Here is a 25,993-nt window from a genome sequence, read left to right on the forward strand (position 1 = left end):
TCTGCGTCAGCCATCGGGCAGCGAGAACACCGTGAGCTGGCCACCCAGCGCCGTGTAACCGTGCAAGCCGGCATAGCCTCCGACGGCGCCCAATCCGGCGGTGGGCTCGGTCAAGCCGGCAGCCAGGCCAATGCCGGCCCAACCACCCACGCCGGAGAGAACGGCAATGTGCTGCTTCCCGTTACGCTCGTAACTCGTCACGTTTCCGATGATGCCGGAAGGTGTTTTGAACTTGAAGAGGTCCTTGCCGGTCTTGGCATCGACAGCCTTGAGATAACCCTCGAGCGTCCCGTAGAACACAACGTTGCCGGCGGTTGCCAGCGCACCCGACCAGACCGAGAATTGCTCTTTCTTCGACCAGACGATCTTGCCGGTGCGGGCGTCCCAGGCAATGAAGTTGCCCATGTGGCTCTCGCCGGGAGGCGGGTACATCGACAAGGTCGCCCCGACATAAGGCTGCCCGGCCGTGTAGTTCACCCTGAACGGCTCGTAATCCATGCAGACATGGTTGGTCGGCACGTAGAACAGGCCGGTGCCGGGAGAGAACGCGGCAGGCTGTTGATCCTTGGTTCCAAGCGCAGCCGGGCAGATCCCCCTCACATTGGTATCCTCGCGCTTGGTGGAGTATTTCGGATCGGCGATAGGACGGCCATAGGTCGGCGAGGCCTTGTCGGTATCGACCTTGATGGCCCAGTTGACTGCCGGATCGTACTTTTCAGCGACGATGAGCTCGCCGTTGGTTCGGTCGAGTGTGTAAGCAAAACCATTTCGATCGAAGTGAACCAGGAGTTTCCGCGCCGTCCCGCCGATGGTCTGGTCGGTCAGGATCATTTCATTGACGCCGTCATAGTCCCACTCGTCGTGTGGCGTCATCTGGTACACCCATTTGGCGATCCCGGTATCGGCATCGCGCGCGAAGATGCTCATCGACCATTTGTTGTCGCCGGGCCGCTGGCTCGGATTCCAGGTACCGGGATTGGCCGAGCCGTAATAGACCAGATTGAGTTCGGGGTCGTAGGAGTACCATCCCCACGTCGTCGACCCGCCAAGCTTCCACTGCTCGGCGTGCCATGTCTTGAGGCTCGAATCGGGGCCGACCGGCTTGCCGAGTTCCGTCGTCTTCTGCGGATCGATCAGCATTTCATTGTCCGGACCGACCGAATAGGCGCGCCATGCCCGCGTGCCGGTTTTCATGTCGTACGCCGTCATCGAACCGCGAACCGCAAACTCGCCGCCGGAGATGCCGACGAAGACCTTGTCCTTGATCACCATCGGTGCCGAAGTCCCGGTCTCGCCCTTCGACGGATCGCCATTCCTGGCCGACCAGGCCACCTTGCCGGTCTTGGCATCGAGTGCGACCAGCGTCGTGTCGGCCTGATACAGGAAGACCTTGCCATCGGCGTAGGCCAAGCCACGATTGACGGTATCGCAGCACATGACCGCGACGACATCGGGGTCTTGCCTGGGTTCGTATTTCCAAAGGATCTTGCCGTCATTGTTCAGATCAAGTGCATAGACAGGATTCGGAAATGGACCATGGACGAACATGACATTGCCGATCACCAACGGGCCGCCTTCGTGCCCGCGCAGAACGCCGGTCGAAAACGTCCAGTTCACCTGCAATTTGGTGGCATTCTCCGAGGTGATCTGATTGAGCCGCGAATAGCGATGGTTGGCGTAGTTACCGGTCGGCATCACCCAGTCCTTCGGGTTTTGCGACATCTTGATGAGTTCTTCGTTTGCATTCGCCGCGCCGGCAACAAGCACGGCGGCTGCGCTGAAGCAGATTTTTGAGCTGAAGCTGATTTTCGAAAAGAGAGGGCGCATCAGAGTTCTCCCTGTTGCACACGTCGCAGAGCGACGGGCCCAGGCGTCGCCGCTGATTCAGCGTGCTGACGCCCGGTGGTGCCGATATCATTTCGGTCACCTGTACTGCCGCCTTTGCTATTCCGATAGTTGCGAGTTTGTCGCGCGACGATTTCACGCAAATTGTTCTTCAACGCGTGTCTATCGATATCGTCTCTGCTTGAGCGGCGAACGCCACCCGCACTATGTACTCGGCTGGCGAACCTGCCTCGCCTGATTCATCAAATCTTCCAGCTCGGCCCGTTTGCGCGAGATCAGGAGTTGCGCTGACGCACTGTCCAGACCGGACTGTTGCAACTGGCGGATGACAGAGCCGAGATCGACGAGCTGCCCGCGCAGTCTTTCGATTTTGCAGGATCTTTCATATGAGGACCGTTCATATGAACAGCTTTCGAAGGAAGATTTTTCAAATGAGGACAGCGGCTCATCGCTCATGCCGGCTATGGCGCTTCGCGCGCTCCCCCAGATTCGAATATCAGGACCACTTCCCCAGCACCTTGCGGGCCGGCCGATAATTCCCGCGGAGTCTTTCCGCGATGTTGGCACCCTGTTCGCTGCCGCCAAGAACGTCCCGCTCCCGGATCAGGCTGATCATTTCCCGGCGCATCGCCATCAGTCCGAGCGAGGTTTCCGCGCAATCCAGGTCACGGTTGATCAGGTCCCGGATGGAACCCTCGGTGTCCAGCATTTTGGCTCTTAGAGTGCTGATTTTACGTCGAATTTCATTGATTTTATTGTCCATGCCTTGATAGAACAAATAAAGAACATAGAGTCAAGTCCGGGATTGGCGAGGTGATAAAAATGAGCATTCAGAAGCGATTGACCGAACAGATGACCCGCGCCCAGGCGTTGAAACTTCGCAGCCTGAGCGAGGAAGCGTATCAACCGAGATTGTTCGAACATCACCTCTCGCAGGCCGAAGCTGCGCGGCGGATCGAAGTGCTGAAACAGGAAATCGCACTCGCCGATTCATTCTGATGTGCAATCGCGCTCAGCCCTCGGGGCTGCGTGACATCAATCACATTCAATCCGTCGCTTAGGTTCTACGGTCGCGTCATTCGAACGGTGAACCTCACAAACGGAGATTAAAGATGTTTCGCAAACTCGCTGTTGCTCTCGTCGCAGTCGCTTCGCTTTCTGCCGCTCCGGCCTTCGCATTCGGTGGTCACTTCGGCGGTGGTCACTTCGGTCACGGTCATTTCGGCGGCCATCATTTTGCCGGTGGCCATTTCCATGGCGGTCACTTTTATCATGGTGGCTTCTACCGCAGCGGCGTCTACGCGGTTGGTTACGGATATTCCTGCTATCGCACGATCTGGACCGACTTCGGGGCCATTCGCATCAACGTCTGCAACTGATTGCTCTCTGCTATAACATTCTTGGCAATTGAAGTTCTCGGCGCCCCAGTCCCCCGGCTGGGGCGCGCCCTCTGATCAGCCGGAGAACGCCGTCCCGCGCGCCTCGGTTTCGTTTGCATCGCCTCAACTTTTCAGTCTAGAAGCCATATGATCATGCCTCTGATCAGACCTCCGATCATGCCTTGGCATGGCAAGCTTCTGCCCGAAAAATAACGAGAAACACGGCGAACGTGACCCGATCCAATACCCGAACGCTCTTCTTCGCGCTGCTGGCGTTGGCCTGTGGCCACACGCTTTCGACCTGTCTGCGGACATTGCCGGGGATCAGCCTCGATCTGATGGCAACTGATTTTGCTACCGCACCGCAAACCCTCGCGAGCCTGATCGCGGTCTATCATTTCTCGTTCGCGGCGATGCAGATACCGGTTGGCGCGGCGATGGACCGGTTCGGGGTACGGCGGGTTTCGCTGATCTTGTTTGCCGGGACGATCCTCGGCGCGCTGGCGAGCGGCTTTGCGACTAACACCGCCAGCTTCGTGTTCGCGCAATTCCTGATCGGCGTTTCGACCTCGGGCATGCTGATGGGTCCGATGACGCTGGCGGCCAAGCAGCTTCCGCCGGAACGGTTTGGCCTCTGGTCCGGCGCCATTCTTTCCGTCGGCAATACCGGCATGCTGCTCTCGGCGAGTCCGCTCGCCTTCGTTATCGAACATTACGGCTGGCGCGCGGGCTTCCTGATCTCGGCGGTGATCGGCGTCGTGATCGCAGCGGCGGTATTTTTCCTGGTCCCGAAAGATCGGATCGAGGAAAAGCAACGCCCCTCTCCGCTCACGCAGATGTCCGAGGTGCTGCGCCTCGGCTTTTCGCGCCCGATGCGCGGCATCATCGCGCTGGCGCTGGTTTCGCTCGCCTCCACGCTGGTGCTGAGGGGGGTGTGGGCCGGCCCATGGCTGATGGACGTCAAAGGCCTGACGCGAATCCAGGCCGGCAACCAGCTCGGCCTTTTCACGCTCTCGCTGATAACAGCGCCGCTATGTGCGGGAATGATCGATCGAAGGTTCGGTCACCGCCGGATGATTCTGGCAGCCGGACATCTCCTGGGGGCGGTCTGCATAGCGCTGATGGCCCTGGGCGGGCCTGATTCCATTCTTCCGCATCTGTTTCATGTGCAAATGCTGCCGCCGCAATTCGATCTGGTCATGCTGGTCACGATGGGCTTCACCGTCTCGACCCAATCATTGCTGTTCGGCATGACGACGCAATTGATGGGCCCGGAAATGGCCGGCAGGGCGCTGGCAGCGACCAATCTGGCCGTGTTTCTGGGCACCGCGTTGCTGCAATCCGCCACCGGCGTGGTGGCGGCGAAATATGGCCTCGCGGCCGTGCTGATGTTCGTCGCCGCGGCGCTGGCTGTCGGTGCGCTGACTTTCTTTTTCTATACGCGGCCGGCACCTAACCCGCAGCCGGAGCCACCCGCGGCAGGATGATCCTGATTGTCGTTCCCTCGTCGGGCTCGCCGTCGAGCCGCGATCGGATTTCCACAGCGTCGAGCGCATCGGTTTATCGGACATGGCGCCGCTTTTTGTCCGGCACGGGATTTACTCACCAATAAACGTTTAGCCGCAGTTGCGTCTTCAAGTCATACACCGGGTAATCCCTGAGCAAGGGAACGCCGACCTCGAGCGACAGCGCAACCGTATCGGAGAGTTTCTTGCCGACACGGACATCAAAGGGAATGAACCATCGGCCGGTCTGTCCCGTGATGGGATCTCCAAAATTGACGCGGATATCCGGACTTGGAAACAAGGTAAGCGACCATCGATCCGGCAACCCGATATTGAACATCGGCGCGAACTGAAGGTTGCTGATGTTCCTCTTGGTTGGATCGCCGGCCACGCTGACGTCATAGCGCAAGAGCGGCTCGAAATAACTTGACGCACTGATCTCCGGCAGGCCAAGCCGGGCGCCGACGATCGGCATGACCTGCCACTTTCCCGAACCGAGCGCGTCGTCACCCGTCGGCGCGATCAACCGCATGCCAAAGCCGAACGCCAGGCGCGAACTGACATTGCGAATGAGCGCAGCCTGCGCATCGATGTCGCCGTTGCCATACAAATAATCGCCATTCGGATTATTCGAGTTAATTGGATTCCTGGCCAGCAATGGCAAATCCCAACGCGTCGCCACAATCCACCCTGACGGGAGATCGAAGGCATGATCGTAGCGTAAATTCAACGTCTCGGTCGTAACTTCACGCGTCGAACCCGGCGCCGTCTTGTACTCCGTCATGGCTTGAAACATGTTCGGCGGCGGCTTGAAAAAATCGGGCGCTCCGGTGTCTTCAAGAAAATTTTGCGCAGTGGTCTGCGATGCGGCTGGTGTCGGGAGCAGCAGACAAGGCGCAAGGATACAGGCGGCCAAGCCGCAAAATCGCCGTCCATGTCGCAACCGGCGATTGCCCATCATCGCTACTCATACAGCAGCCGCCCTAATCCGCCGCCGGAGCCACCCGCGGCAGGATGATCCTGATTGTCGTTCCCTCATCGGGTTCGCTGTCGAGATTGATCCGGCCGCCGAGGCAATTGGTCACGACGGTGTGGACGATGTGCAGGCCCAAACCCGTACAGCCGCGATCGCGGCGCGTCGTGAAGAACGGATCGAACGCCTTGCGCCTGACATCGAGGTCCATGCCGCAGCCATCGTCGGAAAAAGCAATTTCGACATTGTTCTTTCCCGAAGCCCGCACCCCGATATCGACGACACCTCCCTTGCCATCGACAAACGCATGCGTCACCGCGTTGAGAAAAAGATTGGTCAGCACCTGCCCATAGGGGCCGGGATAGCTGTTCATCGCCAGCCCCGGCTGGCAGTCGACACGCAGCGTCACGTTTTTCTCGCTGAGACCCGGCCGCAAACTTTTGATCACCTGTTCGGTGAGCTCGCCGAGATCGAAGATACGCTGATTGGCGTAACTGCGGTCGGTCGCGACCTGCTTGAACGACTGGATCATCTCGGCCGCTTGATGGAGATTGGCGACCAGTTGCGATGACGCCGCACGGCTGATTTCGAAGAACTCCTTCAATGTGGACCGCTTGAGCCTGTCTTGCGCCAGTTCCGCCGCGATCAAACTGATTTTCCGCTCCAGCGATGACGCCACGGTCAGGCTGGTGCCGACGGGATTGTTGATTTCGTGCGCGACACCCGCCACCAGCCGGCCGAGCGCGGCGAGCTTTTCCGATTCAATCAGGAAGTTCTGGGTCTCCTGCATGTGGCGCAATGCCGCTTCGGCCGCATCCCTGGCGATACGCAGCGCCTGTTCGCTGGCATGAAGCGCCGCCTCGGCGCGCTTGCGCTCGGTGACTTCTTCGGCCGCGACATTGATTCCGACGATATCGCCGGCCGCATTGCGCAGCGGATGCCAATACGTGACCCAAAAGCGCTCCTCGGCCTGGTCGGCGCGCTGGCCGGCGACCTCGATGCCGGTGACGGGATCGCCCGTTCTCATGATCGAACGGACGATGTCTTCGACCGCATCCGCCAAACCCGGCACACAATCCCGCACGGTCCGCCCCAGATGATCTTCAACCGAGATCCCGCAGAGATCGGTCAGGCGCTGGTTAATTTGCAGATAGCGGCAGTCCGGCGACAGCACGGCGAGCCCGATCGGCGCGGTGTCATAGATCAACTGCAGCGCCGGTTGTTGCGGAATCGGCCCACGGACCCTCGGCGGCGGTTTCACCGAGCTACCCCCACGCTCCACGCTCGTTCGCACCAAACGCTCCCCCGTTACGCACACCCTTCACGGTTGGCCATCAGCAGCCGCCAGCATATACCATTTCTCACCCGCCATGACCGCCTTCAAAGCGGATTGACGTAATTTGTGATCGCGACCCTGGCGCAGCCGCCCCCTCAGGGCGCGGCCTGCGCCCCGGGGAAACTCCATTGTCCGTTCAAAATCTCCGGTTGCGCCCGATAGAGGCGCACCATGTAATTCCAGCCATTTACGATCGGCAGGCAATTAGCGATCTTGCCATCGCAACCGCCGAATTGAACGGCAATTGAATCTTCCTTTCCCTTCTTTGCCGTGATGCTGTTGAGCGTGTAGGCGTTGTCGGGATTCTTTTCGAAATAGCCTTTTGCGTTGTAGACGCTGATAGACCAGAAGCCATCGACCGGCACTTTGCCGACATCGAGCTTGTAGACCGTGCTGCCATCGTTTTTGGCTGGTGTAACGCTCAAATAGAGAGCGTCCTTGTCCGGATTGCCACCCCATGCCGCCGCGGCCTGGATGAGGCGTCGCACCGGATCGACCTGTCCTCGTGCACCGAACGATCGACGCGTATCCGGAATCGTGGAGGCAAGAACCAGAAGAGCATCGCGTACCTTCTTCTGGCTGACCAAATCCCAATTGGGTACCTCGAAACGACCCGGACCGGCCTGCTTGACTGTGATCGCGTCCTGCAGCGCAACCGCCTGTTTGATATCTTCCGGATTGTTGGGATCGGCCAATGTCCGGACCGCCAATCCGAGGTAGCGGGTGCCAATCCGCTCACGCGTGAAGGTATGTGATCCCGAGCCATAATATACAGCGGGCACATATTGATCCTCGTCGATCACCTGCAACGACATGAAACGATTGCCGGCGTCAGGCATACCGATCGTCACAGCTCCGGCATCGAGATCGAAGATCGCGACGGAATAGAGTGTGTCGCGATTGCCGCGCACGACGAACTGGTCATCGATTCCCATCGGAGTGCGGCGGTGGTTAAACTTGCCCAAGGCGCCGTCCTTGACCGACAGGCCGAAGAACATGTCGGTCTCGGCGCGAATGAAGTTGTCGGCGGTGACGGGTAAGGCCCCTCCGGAGGTCTGCGCGTCAGCGCCGGGAGCGAACATCATAATTGACAGCATCGCTGTCGCGCATTGTTTGGTGATCGACATGGCAATCCTCCTGATTTTTGTTGTGCTATTTCACCAGTGCCAAAGCGGGTGGCTGCCATCCGCCCTGCTTCACGACCTCCTTCGGCACATAGGTCCGAAAGGTCAGCGAGAAAGGCTTGCCGTCCGGCGCCGGCAGCCAGTTTGACTCCGCTACGCCGTTGACCGGCTTTGGCCCGATCGTGATCTTCAGCGAACCGTCGGGCTCGTATCTCAACGGCGAATATGTATTGAAATTGAATCGATTGAGCGGATTGGGAACCACGCGATAGTCAGGCACACCGACCAGGATCACCGACCAGTACGCATTCACCGCGGCTTTCGGCAGCCCATCGGCAGCGAAGTGCATGACGTAGCTGTTGCCGCCATTGAGAGGCTTTTCATCGCTATCGCGCGTAGCGATGAAATAGACGACCTCGTCAACCGTGTTTGCCCAGATGCCGGCGAAATTGACCGCGGCTCGAAGCCGGAAGTCCTTGCCAAAATTTCCAACCGGACTTTCGCCTCCCATCCAATGGTTGCGATAGGGCATGGCCTTTGTCAGCGCATAGTCCTGAAATTCGGGAACGACCTTCTTGAGTTGAGCAGCGACTTTGGTGCGCGCGGCCTCACTTGACCCCACATAGGCCGCCACGGCTCGCACCTTTTGCTGCAGCTCTGCGGCGTTGGGGGCGACATCGAGCGCACTCGCAAGCCTGGCATCGACGTCATCGAAAATCTCCGGTCCGATCAAGTCCTTGTTGCCAAACATCGGTACCGCCGGCGGGACCGCGATGGTCGGCGTGCCAAGGGCGGTCAGGGTGAATTGCTTCTGCAGGCGAACAGCTCCATCGCGATCCGTCTTCAGTTCCACCCGGCCCAACAATTTGGCTTTGCTGGAATGAAGCTCGATGCGAGATGCATCCGCAGGAATCCGCGCGCTCGATCCAGGCTTGACCAGCGCAAATTTTCCGAACGGCTTCGACGGGAACGTACGCTCGTTGATATTGGCGATCACCTCGCCCCATTCATCCAGAATCTGTGCCGTGTAGTAGCGATCCCTGACTTCCGGGACTTCCAGGATGACCGGTATGCTGTCGTCGGCCGCAATCCAGGCTTCGAGATAGGCCACGTCAAAATTGGGATTGACGAAATCGGCTGAGCCAAGCGGATTGTATTTGATCGTATTATACGCAAAGCCGGGATCGCTGCGATCCATGTGCTCCTGCCTGATGGCCAGCACGCGGCCCAGCAGATAGATATAGGCATCGGCGATGGTCCGCTCATCGGGGGCCGGCGGCACAGAAGACTGCGCTCTCGCCGAATCTATCAACGCCATGGATTGAAATGCACCGGATTGAAAGGCATGTGCACCGATTGAGCCCAATGCCAGAAGTCCCAGCGACTCTCTACGACTGATTGTCATGGACCAATGTCCTCCAGATTTATACGTCCGGCATCGGCAGGTTCGCGGCCGCTGCGCAGTGACGCAATTAATTCAGTGCAATAAACACAATGCGATCAGACCGGCGCTTGATATGAACTGCCGGCAGGCGGCGCTACACTGGAAGTGCAATCACTGACCGGAAAATGCCGGGCTCGAAAAAATTTGTGCGTTTCCTGCGCTGCACAATCGCAGCAGGGATTGCGGTGATAGAGTAGCGGCTGATGCGCGCGGATCTCATGATCCCGCCATGATCGAGACCGACACGTCGGACGCGCGCATACTCATCGTGTGCCTTCGAGGACTTGTGCTGACGCGGGAATTTTCCGGCATGGCCAGGCTTATGGAGGGCAAACAGATGAGCCATTTCCAGATGCTTCAGGATTGGCGTTTACTCAAGCAGTGGAATATGGAGGGCTGGTCAGTTGCCGCACTGCAGCCCTGGAGCGCGGCTGCCCCACATTTCAAATCTGTTGCGATCATCCATGACGGCGTCTGGAACCGCCAGGCGGCTCTGTTCGCTGCAATCTTGCGCCGTGAAAATGTGCTGGTGCGGTCCTGGAGGCCTGGAAGCCTGTCGAACGCCAGCCAGTGGTTACTGAACCTGGCGTGAGTGAGTCCCGCGAGAGACGTGCTGGCGGCCCGACACGGCACGCCAAAGCCTGGAGGTCAGCGGCCGATCCGCTCGCTCCGTCGGGGCGTCGACCTTGAACCTCTACTGGCATTCAAGGTTTCTGACGGGCGTTCTCCGAATGACTGTGCGTACTCCTTTGCAAAATTACTGAGGTTGCCGAACCCACAGGTGTACGCAACGTCGGTCACGGAAGTGCCCTCCACTGGTCTGCACAACAATGCCCTGGCGTGACGCAGGCGGATCATCTTTGCAAATGCCATCGGCGAATAACCCCGGTGCTCCCTGAACGCGTGAAAAATACTCCTCGCGCTCGAATGGGTTGCCGCAACCAGCGCCTCGATTGTGATCGGCTGGTCCCAATTTGCCTCGACATATTCCTCCACCAATCGCACCTGCCAAGGCGCGGCACTGCGCGGCGTATCATTCAGCAGATGGCTGAAATTATGGGGGTTCGATTGGACGAAGGTGACGAGCAGCGCCTGCTCCATTTCGACCATCGCTGTTGCCGCCGGGAAACTGGACCCATGCGAATCGGCCTCGGTGATCACAAAATCAATGAGGCGCTTCCAGAACGCATTGGCAGGCCGTTGAAAATCAAACACCGGCTCGAATTCCAGATCCGGCTTCGGCTGGAATCCGAGAAGACTGCCGAGTTTGCGTGACACTGCCTTGCGATCGAGCTGGACGTTTATCGTTTCAAAGGTATCGTCATAAAGGAGAGTCAGCGGTTTTCCCGGAGCATAGATAGCGGTCCGTTCTCCTCCCACCGAGACCCGGTGGCCGCCGGTGATCGCTTCTCCGCTTCCGGAATATGCGATCGGCACCGTATATCCGATAGGGAAATCGGGAAAATGGAATTCGACCGCGGCCCCGAAGCTGCCAAACGAGAGGCCCAGAGATTCGAGCTGCAGGTAATTGCCGCGCGCTCTGAAATTCCTGTGTCCCCTGGAGGCGATAAGTTTATTCTCACCAAAGTAGCGCCCAACGGCGTTCCTCATCTCATCAATGTCTTTGGTACGGATAATCCCGAAGCGATCCAGAGGTCTCGGTCGGAGTGACATCGCATCATTCCTGGCGGGCGGAAAGTGAAGCTTTACCCATTCGAATGGAATGTTTCCCAAGGATTTTATAATGTATTTTATCGAGACGCATCAAGAATCCGCAGGTGATCTGCGCGGCAATTCGCTTCGCGCAAGGAGGCCCGGTTGCATCTAACTTGCGCGTCGGCGGTTCGCGGTCCTCAAAACGGATTGATGTAATTCGTGATCGCGATCTGGCGCAGCAAGACCTTGCGGATGACATGCGCGGCCTTGACGCGATCGGTGAAGATCGCGGCGGTCCCGGTGCTGCCGGCCGGCAGGCTATCCGCCAGCCCGGTGTCGTCGAGCCGGATGCGCGCGACAAACGGCGCGGCTTCGATGCCCTTCGATTGCACCGCCGTACCCGAGGTCTGCACCTGCCCGGTCGCGATCGCCTGCAGCACGCTCTCTACCTCGCCGGAAAACACCCGCCCGGGCAGATATTTGAAGGTGACTTCGACCGCCTGCCCCGGCGCGACATAGCGCGCATCGATCTGGGCGAGCTCGACGCCGATCAGTGTGTTCGATGTATCGATGAAGGCCATCACTGGCGCCAGCGGCAGATTGGCGACGCGCGCGCCCTTGCGCAGCGCGAGATTGGTGACGTAGCCGTCGATCGGCGCACGCACCGTGGTCTTGTCGAGATTCCATTTGGCGCCTTCGAGCTGTGCGGCGAGCTGGTCGACTTCGGATTGGCGCTGCTCGACATCGAAGCCGCGGCCGGAATCGCGTTCGAACAATTGCGTCATCTGCGCGAGACGCGTCGCGGAGAATTTCAGTTGCGCCTCAATCGCCTTGACTTGCGCATGATAAGGAGTGGGATCGATTCGAAACAGTACGTCGCCGGTCTTCAGCGGCACATTGGCTGTCACGGGAACGTCGATCACCTCGCCGGCCACGTCGGGAACGATCGCGACGGAATTGCGCACCACGACAGCGGTTCCCTGTGGCGCGCCCCACCCCATCGGGACGAACAATCCGATCAGCAGCAGCAGGAAGACGATGACGGGCGAGACTTTCCAGAACAGGTTGAAACGGACGATGTGCAATTTCACCAGCAGGAAGAGAATGACGAGATAGACGTTGAGCAGGACGACGATCATGGCGCCGCCCCCGGCTGCCGCCGCGCCGGCACATCGACATAGGCCCAGATCAGCGCGACCGGCCACAGCGCAAAGCCGCAGATCAATGTGATCCATCCGGCCGCAGTCACTGCTTCCGCCCAAGGATGCCCGCGCGTCTTCGCGATGTGCCCGGGCAGCCAGCCGAGGATGCAGAACACTCCGACGGCGCTCGCGACGAGGACAATGAGGACGATCCAGGCGAAGATATCGAGACCGGACATGTACGAATTCCTCAGCTAGCCGGCTGCGGCTCGGGGAATTTCCATTTGCCGCTCAGTACTTCCGGGCGCGGCCGATACAGCCGGACCGTGTAGTTCCAGCCCTTCATGATCGGCAGACAGTTTGGAATCTTGCCGTCGCAGCCGCCAAACTGGATCGCGATCGATCCATCGGCGCTTCGCTTGCCCGTGACGCTATTGATCGAATAGGCATCGTACGGATTCTTCTCGTAATAGCCTTGAGCATTGTAGAGGCTGACAGACCAGAACGCGTCGACAGGCACGTCCTTGACGGCAAGCTTGTAAATGGTCGTGCCGTCATTGTTGGCCGGGGTGATGTTGAGATAGGTCGCATCCTTGTCCGGGTTGCCGCCCCAGCCTGCGGCGGTTCCGATCAAATGCCTGACAGGATCGACCTGCGCTCTGGTGCCGAATGCCTTTGAAAAATTGGGTATCGTGCTGGCAAGCACCAGCAATGCATCGCGCACCTTCTTCTGGCTGGCTTGATCCCAGTTCGGCACCTCGAACTTGCCGCCTGCTTTCTGCTCGGCCTTGATCGCGTCCTGCAGCCGATGGACGTCGGCGACATCTTTCGCATCCACCGGATCGACCAGGGTGCGGACGCCCACGACCATGTAGCGCGTGCCGATCTTTTCCCGGGCGAAAGTGTGCGGCCCTGCATCATACGTCACGGAGGGCACGTAATGGTCTTCATTGATGATCATCAATGACATGAAGCGCTTGCCGGCGTCCGGCATGGTGATGGTGACCGGTCCGGCGTCAAGATCGAACACGGCGGACGAATACAGCGTGTCGCGATTGAGGCGAATGACCGTCTGGTTGTCGATCCCGGCCGGCTCGCGGCGATGCAGGAATTTTCCGAAGGCGCCGTCCTTTACCATGCTGCCAAAATACAAATCCGACTCGGCGCGGATGAAGTTATCGACGGTGACGGGAACGGAGCCGACCGTCTGGGACTGCGCCTGAACCGCGCTCGTTGCCGCCAACGAAATGGCCAGCGCGGCGATCTTCAATTTATTGTTCATGCGTTCTCCTGACTCACGCGCGCTGCACCGGCGGCGGCGTCCAGGAGCCGTCGACGACTTCCGCCTTGGGCCAGTAGGCGCGGACATAAAGCGAAAAATCGCCTTTCGGCGCGGGCAGCCAGTTGGCGCGCTGGACCGGGTCGGCCGGCGCATCCGTCTGCACGTAGATGGTGAGCGAACCGTCGGCGTTCGGCTTGAGATCCTTGTTCTTGGTGCCGACCGAAAAGCGGTTGATCGCGTTGGCGATGAAAAAATGGTGCTCGTTGTAGATCGAGAGCGACCAGAAACCATTCACTGGCGGTGTGCCGTCCTTTGCGAAGGTCACGGTGTAACGGCTGGCGTTGTTGAGGCGCGCCCCCGACGCATCGAGGTCCTGATAGAAATATTTCGTTTCGTTCGGAGAGTTGACCAGGATGTTCGATTTCGCCACCGCCGTGCGGGTGAAGTAGTCCGCCCCGAAGGCAGATTCGTTGGAAATGGTGCTCCAATTATACGATAGCTGCTGGCCGTAGTTGCGGAACTGAAACAGAGGCGTCACAAGCTTTTCATCAGCATCTTTCGCGGCCTCGATCATTGCCTGCTTTATTTTTGCATTGTCTTTCGCAGCGGCGAGTACCGCGAGCACCTGCGAATAGCGTGCTTCTTCGCCGGCCAGCGGTGGCGCATCGGCGAGTACCGCCGGAAGCTCATCGAAAAATTTTTCGGGGATCACCCATCGGGTTTCTTCTTCGCCGGGCGGGCCGCCGGGTATCCTTGGCAATTTGCTCCACTCGTTGATCTTCATTCGCCCGTCATACTCCGCAAGCGGATACATCGAGATGCCGGTCAGCACGCCCTGAATCGCCTGCTTGTCCTGCGGCGTATCGTCCTGGAAGATGCGCGGCGCGACAAGGCCGGTATTGCTCGACGCGCGGAATACGCGGGTGATCCCCTTCGGCACCTCGCCATTCCAGCGGGGGCCGACAAGGAGGTAAAAACCGGGCATGGTGCGGTACATCTTGCCGAGCTGAACGAAGCTGTCCGTACGCAGATCGACAATCTGATAAACCCAGAAACGATCGCCGAAATCCGGCACTTGAACCACCACGGGCGAAACATCGAGCGCGGCTATGCCGAGACCGTAGACAACATCCTGGTTCGGGCACGCGACGTTGCGCTCTTCGGGATTGACATAGTCCGTGAGCATGGTCAGCCGGTTGAGCGGCGCCTCGAGCAGCGGGCCGGCGTACCTCTGTTCCGTCATCTTTGAGAACGCGAGCCGCCGGTTGTACATGTTGACCAGCGGCCAAGCCCAGAAGAAGGAGTCGCGGGCGACGTGGGCAGCATAAGCCTCTGTGATCCTTACGCGCGCATCCGGACCGGGCGGCAGCGCGCGCGCCCATTCAGGCGATGGCGGCAAAGGCTGCGGATTGAGCGAAGACGTCTCGGCGTTTGCGACAGACGGCACTCCGCCCGCGAGCACTGAGGCGATTGCAAGCGTGGTTCCGGTGAGCAGGATATTTCTGCGATCAGTATCTACGTCGGTGGTCATGGCCTACCCTTCCGGTTAACAAGTGCGGATTACTGTGCTGCAATCTTCTCCACGTCCGGCAGCTTCCACACCTTGTCGAAGAACTCCTTCTTCGGCCCGTAAAGACGGAACATCAGCTCGAATTTGCGGGCAGGGTCGGTTGGTATCCAGTTGGACTCCTGGCCAGCCGGCGGCCTCGCGCCGAGATAGAGGTCAACCGTCCCATCGGCATTCTTCTTCACTTCGGGATTGTTGGAAGCCCGGCTGGCGCGATCAACGTTCTTGATCAGCGCGTGGGTATCGCGGTCATAGGCTGTCAACGACCAGTACTGCTCGATCGGGACATCGGCAGCGACGCGGAGATGATAGGTCTTCGCGCCTTCGTAGTCCGCACCGTCCTTGTCCTTAATGTTGATGATGTAGAACTGGCCGGCGCCCAGCCGCTTGATCCCGATATAGGCGTAATGATACGTGATCCCACGCCAGTCCACGGGATAGTCGTTCGCGCCCTCAAAACTCTCGCTCGCTCCCTTGAGCATTTCCGGATGCGTGGGAAACGTCCAATGGGTGCCTTCGAAAAACACAGGTGGGGCGGCGTCGTATTTGGCGGCCATCCACGCATGCGCGTCGGCGATACTATCCTTCAAGACCTGCTTCATTTTTGTATCGGGCGCGAAAGGCTTGCCTTTCTCGATCCCGATCGAGCGCAATTGGTCGATCATAGCGCGGTCACGACCCAGCCAAGGTTCGCTCTGCACCATGCGGTCGAGGTTCACGAAAAAACTCTCGTCGTAACGAATGGTCGTGTCGAACAGGATATCCTTGACGTCGGTGAACACGGTCGCCGGCGGGTTCGACGCCTGCGAGAGCGGATAGACTTTCAACTGCCTGGCATAGGCGATCGACTTCGCAACATCAGCCTCGGCGTGACTCCTGAGGTTTGATCTGATCAGGGCATAGCTACCCCAGGTGTTTGGCTGCAGCGCCTCGTAGCCCGCTGGCACCTGCCCCTTGTAGTCCGGCGGCAGCATCACCAATTTGACGCCCGCGCCCTTGTCGACACCGAGCAATCCGCCATCCTCCAGCGGCTCCTGCCAGACATTGACGATGTTGGCGTTAAGCGAACCGTTTGCATCCGCCGGCGGAATTTCGATCACGATCGGCCCGACGTCCTTGGTATTGAGGAACGTCATCAAATAGAGCGTGTCGGGATTGGGCGTCAGCGTCTGGTTCTTCCAGTCGAGCGGTTTGCCCCAATAGATCACCTGGTTCACCTTGCCCGGCGTCTTGGTCAGCATCTCCTGAAGCATCAGGTCATAATTGACGACGGGCATGCCCCAGATAACAGCCTCGACGGCGCGGCTTCGGACCAGCCGCTCTTGTGGTGTCGTCTGCGCGGTCGCAACTTCCCCCGCGAGACAGGAAAGGACGAGTGCCATAAACAATTTTTTGCACATGTGCGCGATATCCTCTCACGGCTCGAACGCGAACACCTTCTTCCAGTCCTGCTTCATGTCGACGACGCTCCAGCCCTTCGCCTTGGCTTCTTCCCATGCCTTGTCGAGCTTGCCGATTTTGGAATTGCGGTCGTAGGCGTATTCACGCACCGCGTCGGTGTGGTGGACCAAACCGGCAAAGCGTGCCCCGCTTCCGGCCATGGTCCATTGCAGCATCTGCAAGTCTCCATCGGAATTTCCAAACGCGAAGATCGGCCGGCGGCCGATGAAGCGATTGATGCCGACGGGCTTGCCGGGTCCGTCGTCGACAAATTCGATCTTGGCAATCTTCAACAGCTCCGGCTTGCCGCCGGCGCCGAACTCGAATTTTACCTCGCCGGACGAGCCGACCACCTGCTCCGGCGGAATGCCGTAGACACGCTCGGTCCACGGCCGCATGAACTCGATGCCGCCGCCGGACACGATGAAAGTCTTGAAACCGTTGGCGCGCAGATAGGCCAGCAGTTCGAGCATCGGCTGGAACACGAGTTCGGTGTAGGGCCGGTTGAAGCGCGGATGCCGCGCTGTCGCGGTCCAGTCGATTACGGTCTTGCTGAAATCCTCGACGGTCATGCCGGAATGCGTCGCCGATATCAACGGCAGCAAGCCGGCTTCACCGGCCGCCGCCAGCGTCTTCTTGTCGCCTTCCAGCAGGGCCTTGAACGGCTGCTTGGTTTTCCATTCCGGGTGTTGCGGCGCCATTGCCTTGATCCGGTCAATCGCAAAGGCGAGCTGGAAATAAAATGGCTGCTCGGTCCACAGCGTGCCGTCATTGTCGAAAGTCGCGATGCGCTCAGGCGCCGGGACGAAATCGGGGCCACCTTCCTTCGTCACCCGGCCGACAAAATCGACAATGGCCGATTTGACCGCGCCATCATTCCAGGACGCCAAGGCATCGGACTGCGCGAATGCCCCACGTCCTGGCAGACAGCAAACGGCGATGACTGCAATGGCGCCAAACACCGCACGCCGGCTCACATATCGGGTTTCGCTTTTCATGGCGACGTCCTCGAGCAAACCAACCAAATTCTTGAACCGGCGCATGGTCTTCGCATCACCCCGCATTTGGACGCTTCAATGTTTCCATGATCTGATCGACGCTGAAGCTGGATGGCGTCTGTCGTGGCGGAAACTCCTTGAACGTATCGATGAACTGCGCGACCAGGGCTTGGGCGGGAACAGCCAGGAACGACAGCTTGAACACCCAGTCGTTGTAGGTGTTCGACGTGATGTCCGCGCGTTCGTATGGATCCATCCGCAAATTATACATTTTAGGTGCACGCATGCAGACGAACGGTTCGCGCCAGATCTGGATGGTGCCGGCTTCGCGTTGTTCGCAGAATACCAGCTTCATGTTGTCGTATCGCATCGAGACGAGTTGGCCGTCATCGTTGAAGTAGAAGAACTCCTTCCGCGCCGACTTCGGTTCAGCCCCGGTCAGGTACGGAAGCTGATTGTAGCCGTCGAGATGTACTTTGTAGGTGCGTCCGCCCGACTGCGGCTGCCAGCCGGAGAGCAGGCGTTCCTTCACGCCGGTATCGCCGGCCGCCGCGAGCAGCGTCGGGAACCAGTCCAAGCCCGAGAAGATTTCATTGGACACGCTTCCGGGCTGGATGCGGCCTGGCCAGCGCACGAACGCCGGCACGCGGAACGCGCCCTCCCAGTTGGAATTCTTTTCATTGCGGAACGGCGTATAGCCGCCGTCAGGCCAGGTGTTCATGTGCGGGCCATTGTCGGTCGAGTAGATGACGATGGTGTCATTGGCAATGCCGAGATCATCGAGGGCTTTGAGAATTTGCCCGACATGTCCATCGTGCTCGATCATGCCGTCGAAATATTCACTGATCCCGCTCTGGCCCAGCATCGATGGACGCACATGGGTGATGGCGTGCATGCGGGTCGAATTGAACCAGCAGAAGAACGGACGATTGGCTTGGGTTTGACGTTTGATAAAGTCGATGGCGGCGGACGACGTTTCATCGTCGACCGTTTCCATGCGCTTTTTGGTCAATGCGCCGGTGTCTTCGATGGTCTGCTTGCCGACACGGCCAAAGCGCGGATCGACGGTTGGGTCGTCGCGGTCGGTCGCCCGGCACTTGAGCACGCCGCGTGGACCGAAACGCTCCTTGAAACGGGGATCCTTCGGATAAGCGGGGTTCTCCGGCTCCTCTTCGGCGTTGAGATGATAGAGGTTGCCGAAGAACTCGTCGAAGCCATGGACTGTCGGCAAAAACTCGTTTTTATCACCGAGGTGGTTCTTGCCGAATTGGCCGGTCGCGTAGCCGAGCGGCTTGAGAGCTTCTGCGATCGTTATGTCTTCTGCACGCAGGCCCGCGTCCGCGCCGGGTAGCCCGACCTTTGAAAGGCCGGTGCGCAAGGTCGCCTGCCCCGTGATGAACGAGGAGCGGCCAGCGGTGCAGCTTTGCTCGGCATAATAGTCGGTAAACATCATGCCTTCGCGGGCGAGGCGATCGATGTTCGGCGTGCGATACCCCATCACGCCAAAGGAATAGGCGCTGACATTGGTCTGTCCGATGTCGTCGCCCATGATGAAAAGGATATTCGGTTTGCGGCCGGACGCGGCCGGGGATGGAGCCGGCGTCGCGGCCGGCGCGGCCTTTTGTGCCTGTGCCAGGGCACTCGACGTCAGCGCCGCTGCCGCGACCAGGCTGGAGCTTCCCAGCAGGATGTTGCGACGGCTGAGGGCGCGGTCGTCGGCATCGTTCGCCGAGACATCGGGATGCTTGCTGGTGTTCGCTTCGCTCGACATTCTATCCTCCGTTCTTGATTTTTCTCTGGTCCTAAAACGACCGGCTTGGGCGGCAACGGCAACGCGACGAAAAACCTATTTGTGGTACATTGGCTTTGCGGAGGACGGCTCTGGTGCCAATGGCGATAATGCAAAGGTCAGCCACGCATTCCATCCTTCGGGTCTGTTTTGAGCTGCGAACTCCTTATAGGCTTTCACGTTGACGTAGCCCTGCATGCTTCCGACCGGAAACAGGAAGCCGACCTGCGGGCCGATGCCCGCGATCTGCGAGCGGAAGCCGTCGAGCGCAGGAGGAGCGCCGAAGTCGTCGGTTACCTGTTGCAGGAAATAGCCGACGACGCCCAGTTGAAACTTGTTGTCGAAGAAGCGGGAAGCACCCCAATCGAAATGGAAATCGATCCCGTTCTGGTAATTGGTATCGGTGTTCTTGAAGTTGTAGGTCAGCCCCATGACCCAGGAAAATTCATTGCCGGACTTGGGATTGAAATAAGTGTAGCCGCCGCCAAGATCGATGGCGCCATGACCGATGCCGAGATTGGCGAGACGGTTGGGATCGTAGTCCCCGACCGGGATGTCGCCGGTGCCATAGACCATGAAGTTGTTGACGCCCTGATTCCATTTCAGCGAAACTTGCGGCAGCACGTCTCCGTACGACGTCAGATCCTGCGTTCGGTTGAGCGCGATGGTGTTACCAAGCGGCCCGGTGAGAGAGAGTGCTGCCGACGCTTCGCTCCGTCCGGCGATGCCGAGCACGCTGACCGATAGCTGGGCGCCGAGTACCGGTGTCGCGAACACGTAGGTTGGCCCGTATCCGACGAGGTCACCCCGCCCGCTGATTCCGACATCGAGCCGGCCGCCGCGCGGGAATTGAGCACCCGCACCCGACGCGACGTCGGTATGAATATAGAATGTCGCCCATGACCATCCGGGCGTAGAGGGCGCCGCCGCGAGGCTGCCGAAGGTGCCCGGCAGCCAGAAGCTGAGACCTCCTTCGTCGGCGAAGGCGGGCGCAAGGCTTCCCGCACAAAGCAGCGCGCAGAAGCCGGCGCCTACCGTTACAGCCTGGAACTTCTGTCGCTTCATCACGCCCCCTCTCTTCGTTCGAACATTCGCCGAGACTTTCGGACAAGAACATCCGGCCCACCCGAAGGTGGGCCGGATGAGCGTGGCGCCACGGCTACTTGATGCCACGCTGCTGGAGCTGCTGATCGATCATCCTGTTGAGGTTGCCGCGGACCCGGTCGAGATCCAGTCCCTCGGTCAGAGCCTTCTTCTGCTTCATGGTATCCAGGGTGCTTTCCATGATGTTCGCCGGATTGAAGCTCGGCGGGAACGAGCGCGGCGGGAAGTCCTTGAACGTCGCCACGAACTGGAAGACCTCGTCCATTACGCCGTACATCGTTTGAACGTGATTCATTTGCCAGTCCCAGAAAGTGTTGGACGTGATGTCGGCGCGCTCGAACGGATCCTGCATCAGATTGAATATCTTCTGCAGGCGCAGCGTCGTGAAGGGCTCCGCCCACACCTGCATCGTTCCCGGCGAGCGCTGTTCGGAAAAAACGTACTTGTAGTCGCCGTGCCGGTAGCAGACGAGCGTGCCGTCATCGTCAGAATAGAAGAACCTGTCGCGCGCGCTTTTGGTACCGTCATTGTTGGCCGCCGATCCGCTGACAGTGCGCAGGAATTGTGACTGGTCGTAACCGTCGAGATGCACCTTGTAGGCGATGCCATTGGCCGTGTAGCCCGCCTTCAGCTTGTTGACGATATCCGGCTCGCCCGCGATGGAGCAAAGTGTCGGTATCCAGTCGTTGTGGCTCATGAGCTCGTTGCTCACCGTGCCGGGCTTGATCGTGCCGGGCCAGCGCACCAGGCACGGCACCCGGAAGGCGCCTTCCCAGTTGGTGTTCTTCTCGGAACGGAACCAGGTCATGGCGCCATCGGGCCAGGTATTCATGTGCGGTCCGTTGTCGCTGGAGTAGACGACGATGGTGTCGTTGGCGACGCCCATATCGTCGAGCGCCTTGAGCAAGGTGCCGATAGTATCGTCGTGCTCCATCATGCCATCGACATACTCGCTGTCGCCATGGGTGTAGCGGCCGCGATGACCTGCGCGAACGTGGGTGCGCAGATGCATTCGGGTCGCGTTGAACCAGCAGAAGAACGGCTTGCCCGCGGCTTGTTGCCGCTTCATGAAGTCGATCGCCGCGGCCGAGGTCTCGTCATCGACCGTCTCCATGCGCTTCTTGGTGAGCGCACCGGTGTCTTCGATGGTCTGCTTGCCGATCTTGCCGAAGCGCGGATCGACTGTGGGATCGTCGCGATCGGTCGCCTTGCATCGGAGCACGCCGCGCGGACCGAACTTGGCGAGATAGGCCGGGTCCTTGGGATAATCCGGCAGTTCCGGCTCTTCCTCGGCGTTGAGATGATAGAGATTGCCGAAAAATTCGTCGAAGCCGTTCACGGTCGGCAGCGATTCGTTGCGATCGCCGACATGGTTCTTGCCGAATTGCCCGGTGGCGTAGCCGAGATTTTTCAGCAACCCGCCGACCGAGGGATCGAGCTGGCTCATGCCCATGGGCGCGCCGGGGAAGCCGACCTTGGTCAACCCGGTGCGAATGCCATGCTGGCCGGTGAGGAAGGCCGCGCGGCCGGCGGTGCACGACTGCTCGCCGTAATAATGCTGGAGCTTGATGCCTTCGCGGGCGATGCGGTCGATGTTCGGCGTCTCGTAGCCCATCAACCCGTTCGAATAGGCGCTGATATTGGCGATACCGATATCGTCGCCCCAGAGGATGAGGATGTTCGGCTTGCGGCCGGACGGGGCCGTCGATGGTGCTGGAAGCGGCGTCGCGGCCGGCGCCGGCGCGGTTTTCTGCGCTTGCGCCAGCGCGCCGGAGGTCAGCGTCGCCGCCGCCACCAGAGTGGACGTACCCAGCAATATATTGCGGCGGCTGAGGGCACGATCGTCGATCTCGTTAGCCGAGACATCCGGATGGTTGTTGGTGTTCGCTTCGCTCGACATTCCACTCTCCGCTCTTCACAAGAAAGCTGAAATCATGATGTACATGGCGTCGGCCGGACGATACCGGCCGACGGATGACTGGATGCGCAGATGGCTGGTCCTTGCGAACCGAACATCTCAAACCTTGGTGCGTCTACTTGGCATGCGCCGCGATGGCCTTCTCGATTTGCGCCTTGACGGCCTCCAGATTGAAACTGGCGCCCTTTTGCATCGGCGGGTACTCGATCGCGGTCTGGGCCAGCTTGCCAATTTCCTTCTGTACAAACTGGAAGCGCCAGAACTCATAGGCGAACCAGTTGTAGAACCCCAGCGAGCCGTTCGCGCCGTTGGGGAGGTTCATCCGTTCGAACGGATCAAGACGAATATTGGTCAGGATCGGCCAATCGACCTTGACCGTGCCACCAAGCCAGCCGCCCGGCTGATCGGTGAACCGGTACTTGTAGTCGTCGATGCGTATCGCGGAGAGCGTGCCTTCGGTAAAGTAAAGGATCTCGTGACGAGTCGATGGACCTTTGCCCGTGATCAGCGCCGTCTGGTCGTAACCGTCCAGATGGACCTTGTAGTTCTGACCATCGATCTGCTTGCCCTTGAGGAGTTCGGCAGTGATGTTTGGATTACCTGCTGCCGCGACGAAGGTCGGGAACCAGTCCATACCCGAGAAGATACCGTTTTCGACTTTGCCCGCCGGCACCTTGCCCGGCCAGCGCAGCAGCGCCGGCACACGGAAGCCGCCTTCCATAGCGGTGCCCTTGCCTCCGGCGAACGGAGTATTGCCGCCATCAGGCCAAGTGAAGTTCTCCGCGCCGTTGTCAGTGGTGAAGACGACGATCGTATTGTCGTCGACGCCCATGTCCTTCAGCTTCGCCATCAGCGCACCCACGATGTCGTCGATTTGCGCCATGCCAGCTTCCTGGATGGACCAGCCGTTCTCCGAATTGCGCATGGACTCATACTTTTCGGAGAGATGCGTGACCACGTGCATGCGCGTCGGGTTAAGCCAGAGGAAAAACGGCTTGCCATCGGCCTTCGCCTTATCGAGGAACTTGAAGGCATTGTCGCGGATCTCGTCATCTACGGTTTCCATCCGCTTGGGATAGAGTTCGCCGGCATCCTCGATCTTCTGCTTGCCGATCTTGCCCCAGCGCGGCATCTCCGTCGTGTCATCCGTGTCGGTGGCGTAGCTGTGGACCATGTTGCGCGGCCCGACACTGGCGATGAGGTCTTTCGGATAGTTCCGGTGTGATGGATCCTCCATCGCATCAAGGTGGTATAGATAGCCGAAGAACTCGTCGAAGCCGTGGACGGTAGGCAGGAACTGGTTCAAGTCACCCAAATGGTTCTTGCCGAACTGGCCGGTCGCATAGCCCATCGACTTGAGCACCGTGGCAATGGTCGGTGCCTCCGCCGGGATGCCGATCGGCGAACCGGCCTGGCCAACGGTGGTAAGGCCAGTGCGGATCGGTAGCTCGCCGGTGATGAAGTTAGCGCGACCCGCGGTACAGGAAGCCTCAGCGTAGTAGTCAGTGAAACGCATCCCCTCGGCGGCAAGTTTGTCGAGGTTCGGCGTTTTGCCGGACATGATGCCTTGATGATAGGCGCCAATATTGAACCAGCCAATGTCGTCGCCCATGACGACGACAATGTTCGGCTTTTGCCCGGCGGTGGCTGGCGCGGGCGCGGCCTTCTGCGCCTGCGCCAGCAGTGTGCCGGATGTCAGCGTCGCCGCCGCGACCAGAGTGGACGTGCCGAGCAGGATATTGCGGCGGCTTAGGGCGCTGTCATGGCGGTTTTCAGTTTCTCGCTCTCTAGTGTCGTCAGGCATGTTGGGCTCCTTTCTTCACTGTGAGGACTGACAACTATTATTCCGCGGCTTGTATTCTCTTCACGCACCGAAACCCGAGATGGCTGGTGGACGTATCGATCGCTTCGGCGTGGCGTGCGGCCGGGCGATAACGCCGGCAATAGTTCGGCGCGCACAGATGCGAGCCGCCCTTGATGACCTTGCGCGGAATCTTGATGTTCGGCTGACAGGGATCGTAACTGGCGTCCTCGCGGCCGCCGCGCGGGTTCTGTGGAATGCAGCAGGCTTTCGCGGCGTCGGGCTCATGCTTCGAAGAAAACCAGTCCGAGGTCCATTCCCAGACATTGCCGATCATGTCGTGGACGCCGTAACCGTTCGCCGGAAAGGCTTCCACCGGCGAGGTGCGGTCGTAGCCGTCGAGATGAAGGTTGTGCAGCGGAAAATCGCCCTGCCAGGTGTTGGCCATATATGCGCCACCGGGCGTGAATTCGTCGCCCCATGCGAATTCGGCGCCGTCCAGTCCGCCGCGCGCCGCGAATTCCCATTCGGCTTCGGTCGGCAGATCCTTGCCGGCCCATTTGGCATACGCGAGTGCATCGGAATGCGAGACGTGCACCACCGGATGATTATCGGATGTATTGATGTTGCTCTTTGGGCCGTAGGGATGCCGCCAGTCGGCGCCCTTCATAAAAGTCCACCACTGGCTCCAGTCGCGCAGATCGAAGGTCGACGGCGGGTGTACGAATACGAGCGAGCCGGCATAGAGCATATCAGGCAACGCACCGGGATAATCTTTGGGGTCGGGTGGTATCTCGGCGTAGGTCTTGTGGCCGGTCGCGAACACAAACCGTTTGAACTGACGGTTGGTGATCGGCGTACGATCGATCCAGAAGCCGTCGACCGAGACCCGGTGCGCCGGCGCCTCCTCCGGGTAATGATGGTCCGATCCCATGCGGAAGGTGCCGCCGGGAATCCAGACCATATTGTCGGGCTGACGATCCCCCATCCGATCGCCGCGTTCGACATCGGGGCCCAGCATGGTCATGATTTACTCCCGGCCTGTGCCGTTACTGGCAAACGTCCCAGAATCCCTAGGTCCGGCTCGGATCGGTGTAATACCAGCAGGAACCGGGAGCAGGCGGAGCACCGGCCCATGCCGCAGCCGTCGCCGCCGTGACGAAACCGATCGCGGCGCCCGCCGCGATCGCGCCGCCTGGACGCCAATAATAATTCGTCGGCCGCACCCAACGCCCAGGGCGATAACCCGGGCCGGCCACCGCGCCGCGTCGCACCACCGTCCGGCTCGCTGCGCCGCCGCGCGGACCGACCACCGTGGTCCGGTGCGCCGCGCCGCCGCGCCGCGCATTGACCTGAACGATCTGGCTATCTTGGGCGCTATCTTGCTTGAGCTGCTGCGGAACCGCGCTACCGGCAGCGCCGACCAAAACCGAAGCGGGAGAGATCGAAGCCGGCGAAATCATTGTCGCGGTGACACTCAGTCCCAGAACCGCTGCCAGCGTCACAGAGCGATAAGACTTCGAGCGATAAGACTTGGATGCACGATTACTTTGTAAAACGAAATCAATCGGTAAGCGCATTTGCTAAGCCCTCATTTGCGACTTCACGGCGCAGTTGATCCGCGCCGCGGCAGCAATTGGTCAGCCCCTCTTCCCTATTCGCCGCGTGCCTAAGACACGCAAGCTATCAT

At 59.6% G+C, this 25,993-nt stretch carries 24 protein-coding genes; 4 read left to right on the forward strand and 20 right to left on the reverse strand.

The genetic code is table 11. The features are described 5' to 3' along the window. Positions 1-6 precede the first annotated feature (6 nt). The 3 genes from xoxF5 to HB676_RS15160 all read right to left on the reverse strand — a co-directional run bounded on the left by xoxF5 (position 7) and on the right by HB676_RS15160 (position 2,608). Positions 7-1,827: a lanthanide-dependent methanol dehydrogenase XoxF5 gene (gene xoxF5 / locus HB676_RS15150; RefSeq protein WP_213738638.1), complete on the reverse strand. Its 1,821-nt coding sequence runs from the start codon at positions 1,825-1,827 to the stop codon at positions 7-9. A 222-nt stretch (positions 1,828-2,049) separates the two neighbouring features. Continuing rightward, the gene (locus HB676_RS15155; protein ID WP_213738927.1) at positions 2,050-2,301 is read right to left on the reverse strand and encodes a hypothetical protein; all 252 of its coding nucleotides are present in this window, start codon (positions 2,299-2,301) and stop codon (positions 2,050-2,052) included. A gap of 40 nt (positions 2,302-2,341) precedes the next feature. Beyond that, positions 2,342-2,608 carry a hypothetical protein gene (locus tag HB676_RS15160; RefSeq protein WP_213738639.1) on the reverse strand — a complete coding sequence of 89 codons (267 nt, stop codon included), beginning with the start codon at positions 2,606-2,608 and terminating at the stop codon, positions 2,342-2,344. 59 nt (positions 2,609-2,667) lie between these two features. On the opposite strand from HB676_RS15160, the gene HB676_RS15165 reads away from it, so the two are divergent. The 3 genes from HB676_RS15165 to HB676_RS15175 all read left to right on the forward strand — a co-directional run bounded on the left by HB676_RS15165 (position 2,668) and on the right by HB676_RS15175 (position 4,711). Next, positions 2,668-2,844 (forward strand): DUF3072 domain-containing protein, encoded by a 177-nt coding sequence (locus HB676_RS15165; RefSeq protein ID WP_249780260.1) that lies wholly within the window; start codon positions 2,668-2,670, stop codon positions 2,842-2,844. Between the two features lie 113 nt (positions 2,845-2,957). Next, positions 2,958-3,224: a hypothetical protein gene (locus HB676_RS15170; protein ID WP_213738640.1), complete on the forward strand. Its 267-nt coding sequence runs from the start codon at positions 2,958-2,960 to the stop codon at positions 3,222-3,224. Between the two features lie 230 nt (positions 3,225-3,454). Further along, positions 3,455-4,711: an MFS transporter gene (locus HB676_RS15175; RefSeq protein WP_213738641.1), complete on the forward strand. Its 1,257-nt coding sequence runs from the start codon at positions 3,455-3,457 to the stop codon at positions 4,709-4,711. Between the two features lie 115 nt (positions 4,712-4,826). On the opposite strand, the gene HB676_RS15180 is transcribed toward HB676_RS15175, so the two are convergent. The 4 genes from HB676_RS15180 to HB676_RS15195 form a co-directional block, all read right to left on the reverse strand. After that, on the reverse strand, positions 4,827-5,513 hold the full coding sequence (locus HB676_RS15180; protein ID WP_213738642.1) for a hypothetical protein: 687 nt from the start codon (positions 5,511-5,513) through the stop codon (positions 4,827-4,829). Between the two features lie 199 nt (positions 5,514-5,712). After that, a complete protein-coding gene (locus tag HB676_RS15185) occupies positions 5,713-6,963 on the reverse strand; it encodes a PAS domain-containing sensor histidine kinase (protein WP_346347341.1) in 1,251 nt (416 codons plus the stop codon). 170 nt (positions 6,964-7,133) lie between these two features. Further along, positions 7,134-8,123 (reverse strand): DUF1254 domain-containing protein, encoded by a 990-nt coding sequence (locus HB676_RS15190; RefSeq protein ID WP_249780274.1) that lies wholly within the window; start codon positions 8,121-8,123, stop codon positions 7,134-7,136. A 67-nt stretch (positions 8,124-8,190) separates the two neighbouring features. Then, on the reverse strand, positions 8,191-9,480 hold the full coding sequence (locus tag HB676_RS15195) for a DUF1214 domain-containing protein (RefSeq protein ID WP_213738644.1): 1,290 nt from the start codon (positions 9,478-9,480) through the stop codon (positions 8,191-8,193). Between the two features lie 355 nt (positions 9,481-9,835). Between HB676_RS15195 and HB676_RS15200 the strand changes: the two genes are divergently transcribed. After that, positions 9,836-10,198, forward strand: a complete 363-nt coding sequence (locus tag HB676_RS15200) for a hypothetical protein (protein ID WP_213738645.1) — start codon at positions 9,836-9,838, stop codon at positions 10,196-10,198. 56 nt (positions 10,199-10,254) lie between these two features. On the opposite strand, the gene HB676_RS15205 is transcribed toward HB676_RS15200, so the two are convergent. The 13 genes from HB676_RS15205 to HB676_RS33660 form a co-directional block, all read right to left on the reverse strand. Beyond that, positions 10,255-11,280, reverse strand: a complete 1,026-nt coding sequence (locus HB676_RS15205; RefSeq protein WP_213738646.1) for an AraC family transcriptional regulator — start codon at positions 11,278-11,280, stop codon at positions 10,255-10,257. A 179-nt stretch (positions 11,281-11,459) separates the two neighbouring features. Continuing rightward, positions 11,460-12,401, reverse strand: coding sequence for an efflux RND transporter periplasmic adaptor subunit (locus tag HB676_RS15210; RefSeq protein ID WP_213738647.1), 942 nt, complete (start codon positions 12,399-12,401; stop codon positions 11,460-11,462). Beyond that, a complete protein-coding gene (locus tag HB676_RS15215; protein WP_213738648.1) occupies positions 12,398-12,643 on the reverse strand; it encodes a DUF3302 domain-containing protein in 246 nt (81 codons plus the stop codon). The genes HB676_RS15210 and HB676_RS15215 overlap by 4 nt, the downstream gene beginning before the upstream one ends. A gap of 11 nt (positions 12,644-12,654) precedes the next feature. Then, positions 12,655-13,686: a DUF1254 domain-containing protein gene (locus HB676_RS15220; protein ID WP_213738649.1), complete on the reverse strand. Its 1,032-nt coding sequence runs from the start codon at positions 13,684-13,686 to the stop codon at positions 12,655-12,657. Positions 13,687-13,699: 13 nt separating this feature from the next. After that, entirely contained in the window at positions 13,700-15,217 is a 1,518-nt protein-coding gene (locus HB676_RS15225) for a DUF1254 domain-containing protein (RefSeq protein ID WP_213738650.1), read from the reverse strand. A gap of 29 nt (positions 15,218-15,246) precedes the next feature. Further along, the gene (locus tag HB676_RS15230; RefSeq protein ID WP_249780261.1) at positions 15,247-16,635 is read right to left on the reverse strand and encodes a DUF1254 domain-containing protein; all 1,389 of its coding nucleotides are present in this window, start codon (positions 16,633-16,635) and stop codon (positions 15,247-15,249) included. A gap of 33 nt (positions 16,636-16,668) precedes the next feature. Next, positions 16,669-17,691, reverse strand: coding sequence for an HAD family hydrolase (locus tag HB676_RS15235; RefSeq protein ID WP_213738652.1), 1,023 nt, complete (start codon positions 17,689-17,691; stop codon positions 16,669-16,671). A 55-nt stretch (positions 17,692-17,746) separates the two neighbouring features. After that, entirely contained in the window at positions 17,747-19,462 is a 1,716-nt protein-coding gene (locus tag HB676_RS15240) for an arylsulfatase (RefSeq protein ID WP_213738653.1), read from the reverse strand. Between the two features lie 75 nt (positions 19,463-19,537). Then, a complete protein-coding gene (locus tag HB676_RS15245) occupies positions 19,538-20,545 on the reverse strand; it encodes a transporter (protein ID WP_213738654.1) in 1,008 nt (335 codons plus the stop codon). Between the two features lie 94 nt (positions 20,546-20,639). Then, on the reverse strand, positions 20,640-22,484 hold the full coding sequence (locus HB676_RS15250) for an arylsulfatase (RefSeq protein ID WP_213738655.1): 1,845 nt from the start codon (positions 22,482-22,484) through the stop codon (positions 20,640-20,642). 133 nt (positions 22,485-22,617) lie between these two features. Beyond that, positions 22,618-24,306: an arylsulfatase gene (locus HB676_RS15255; RefSeq protein ID WP_213738656.1), complete on the reverse strand. Its 1,689-nt coding sequence runs from the start codon at positions 24,304-24,306 to the stop codon at positions 22,618-22,620. A gap of 37 nt (positions 24,307-24,343) precedes the next feature. Next, positions 24,344-25,324, reverse strand: coding sequence for a formylglycine-generating enzyme family protein (locus HB676_RS15260; RefSeq protein WP_213738912.1), 981 nt, complete (start codon positions 25,322-25,324; stop codon positions 24,344-24,346). 52 nt (positions 25,325-25,376) lie between these two features. Then, the gene (locus HB676_RS33660) at positions 25,377-25,808 is read right to left on the reverse strand and encodes a hypothetical protein (RefSeq protein WP_218625763.1); all 432 of its coding nucleotides are present in this window, start codon (positions 25,806-25,808) and stop codon (positions 25,377-25,379) included. Between the last annotated feature and the right edge of the window lie 185 nt (positions 25,809-25,993).

This window comes from Bradyrhizobium sp. dw_411 (genome assembly GCF_018449695.1).
Lineage (GTDB): Bacteria > Pseudomonadota > Alphaproteobacteria > Rhizobiales > Xanthobacteraceae > Bradyrhizobium.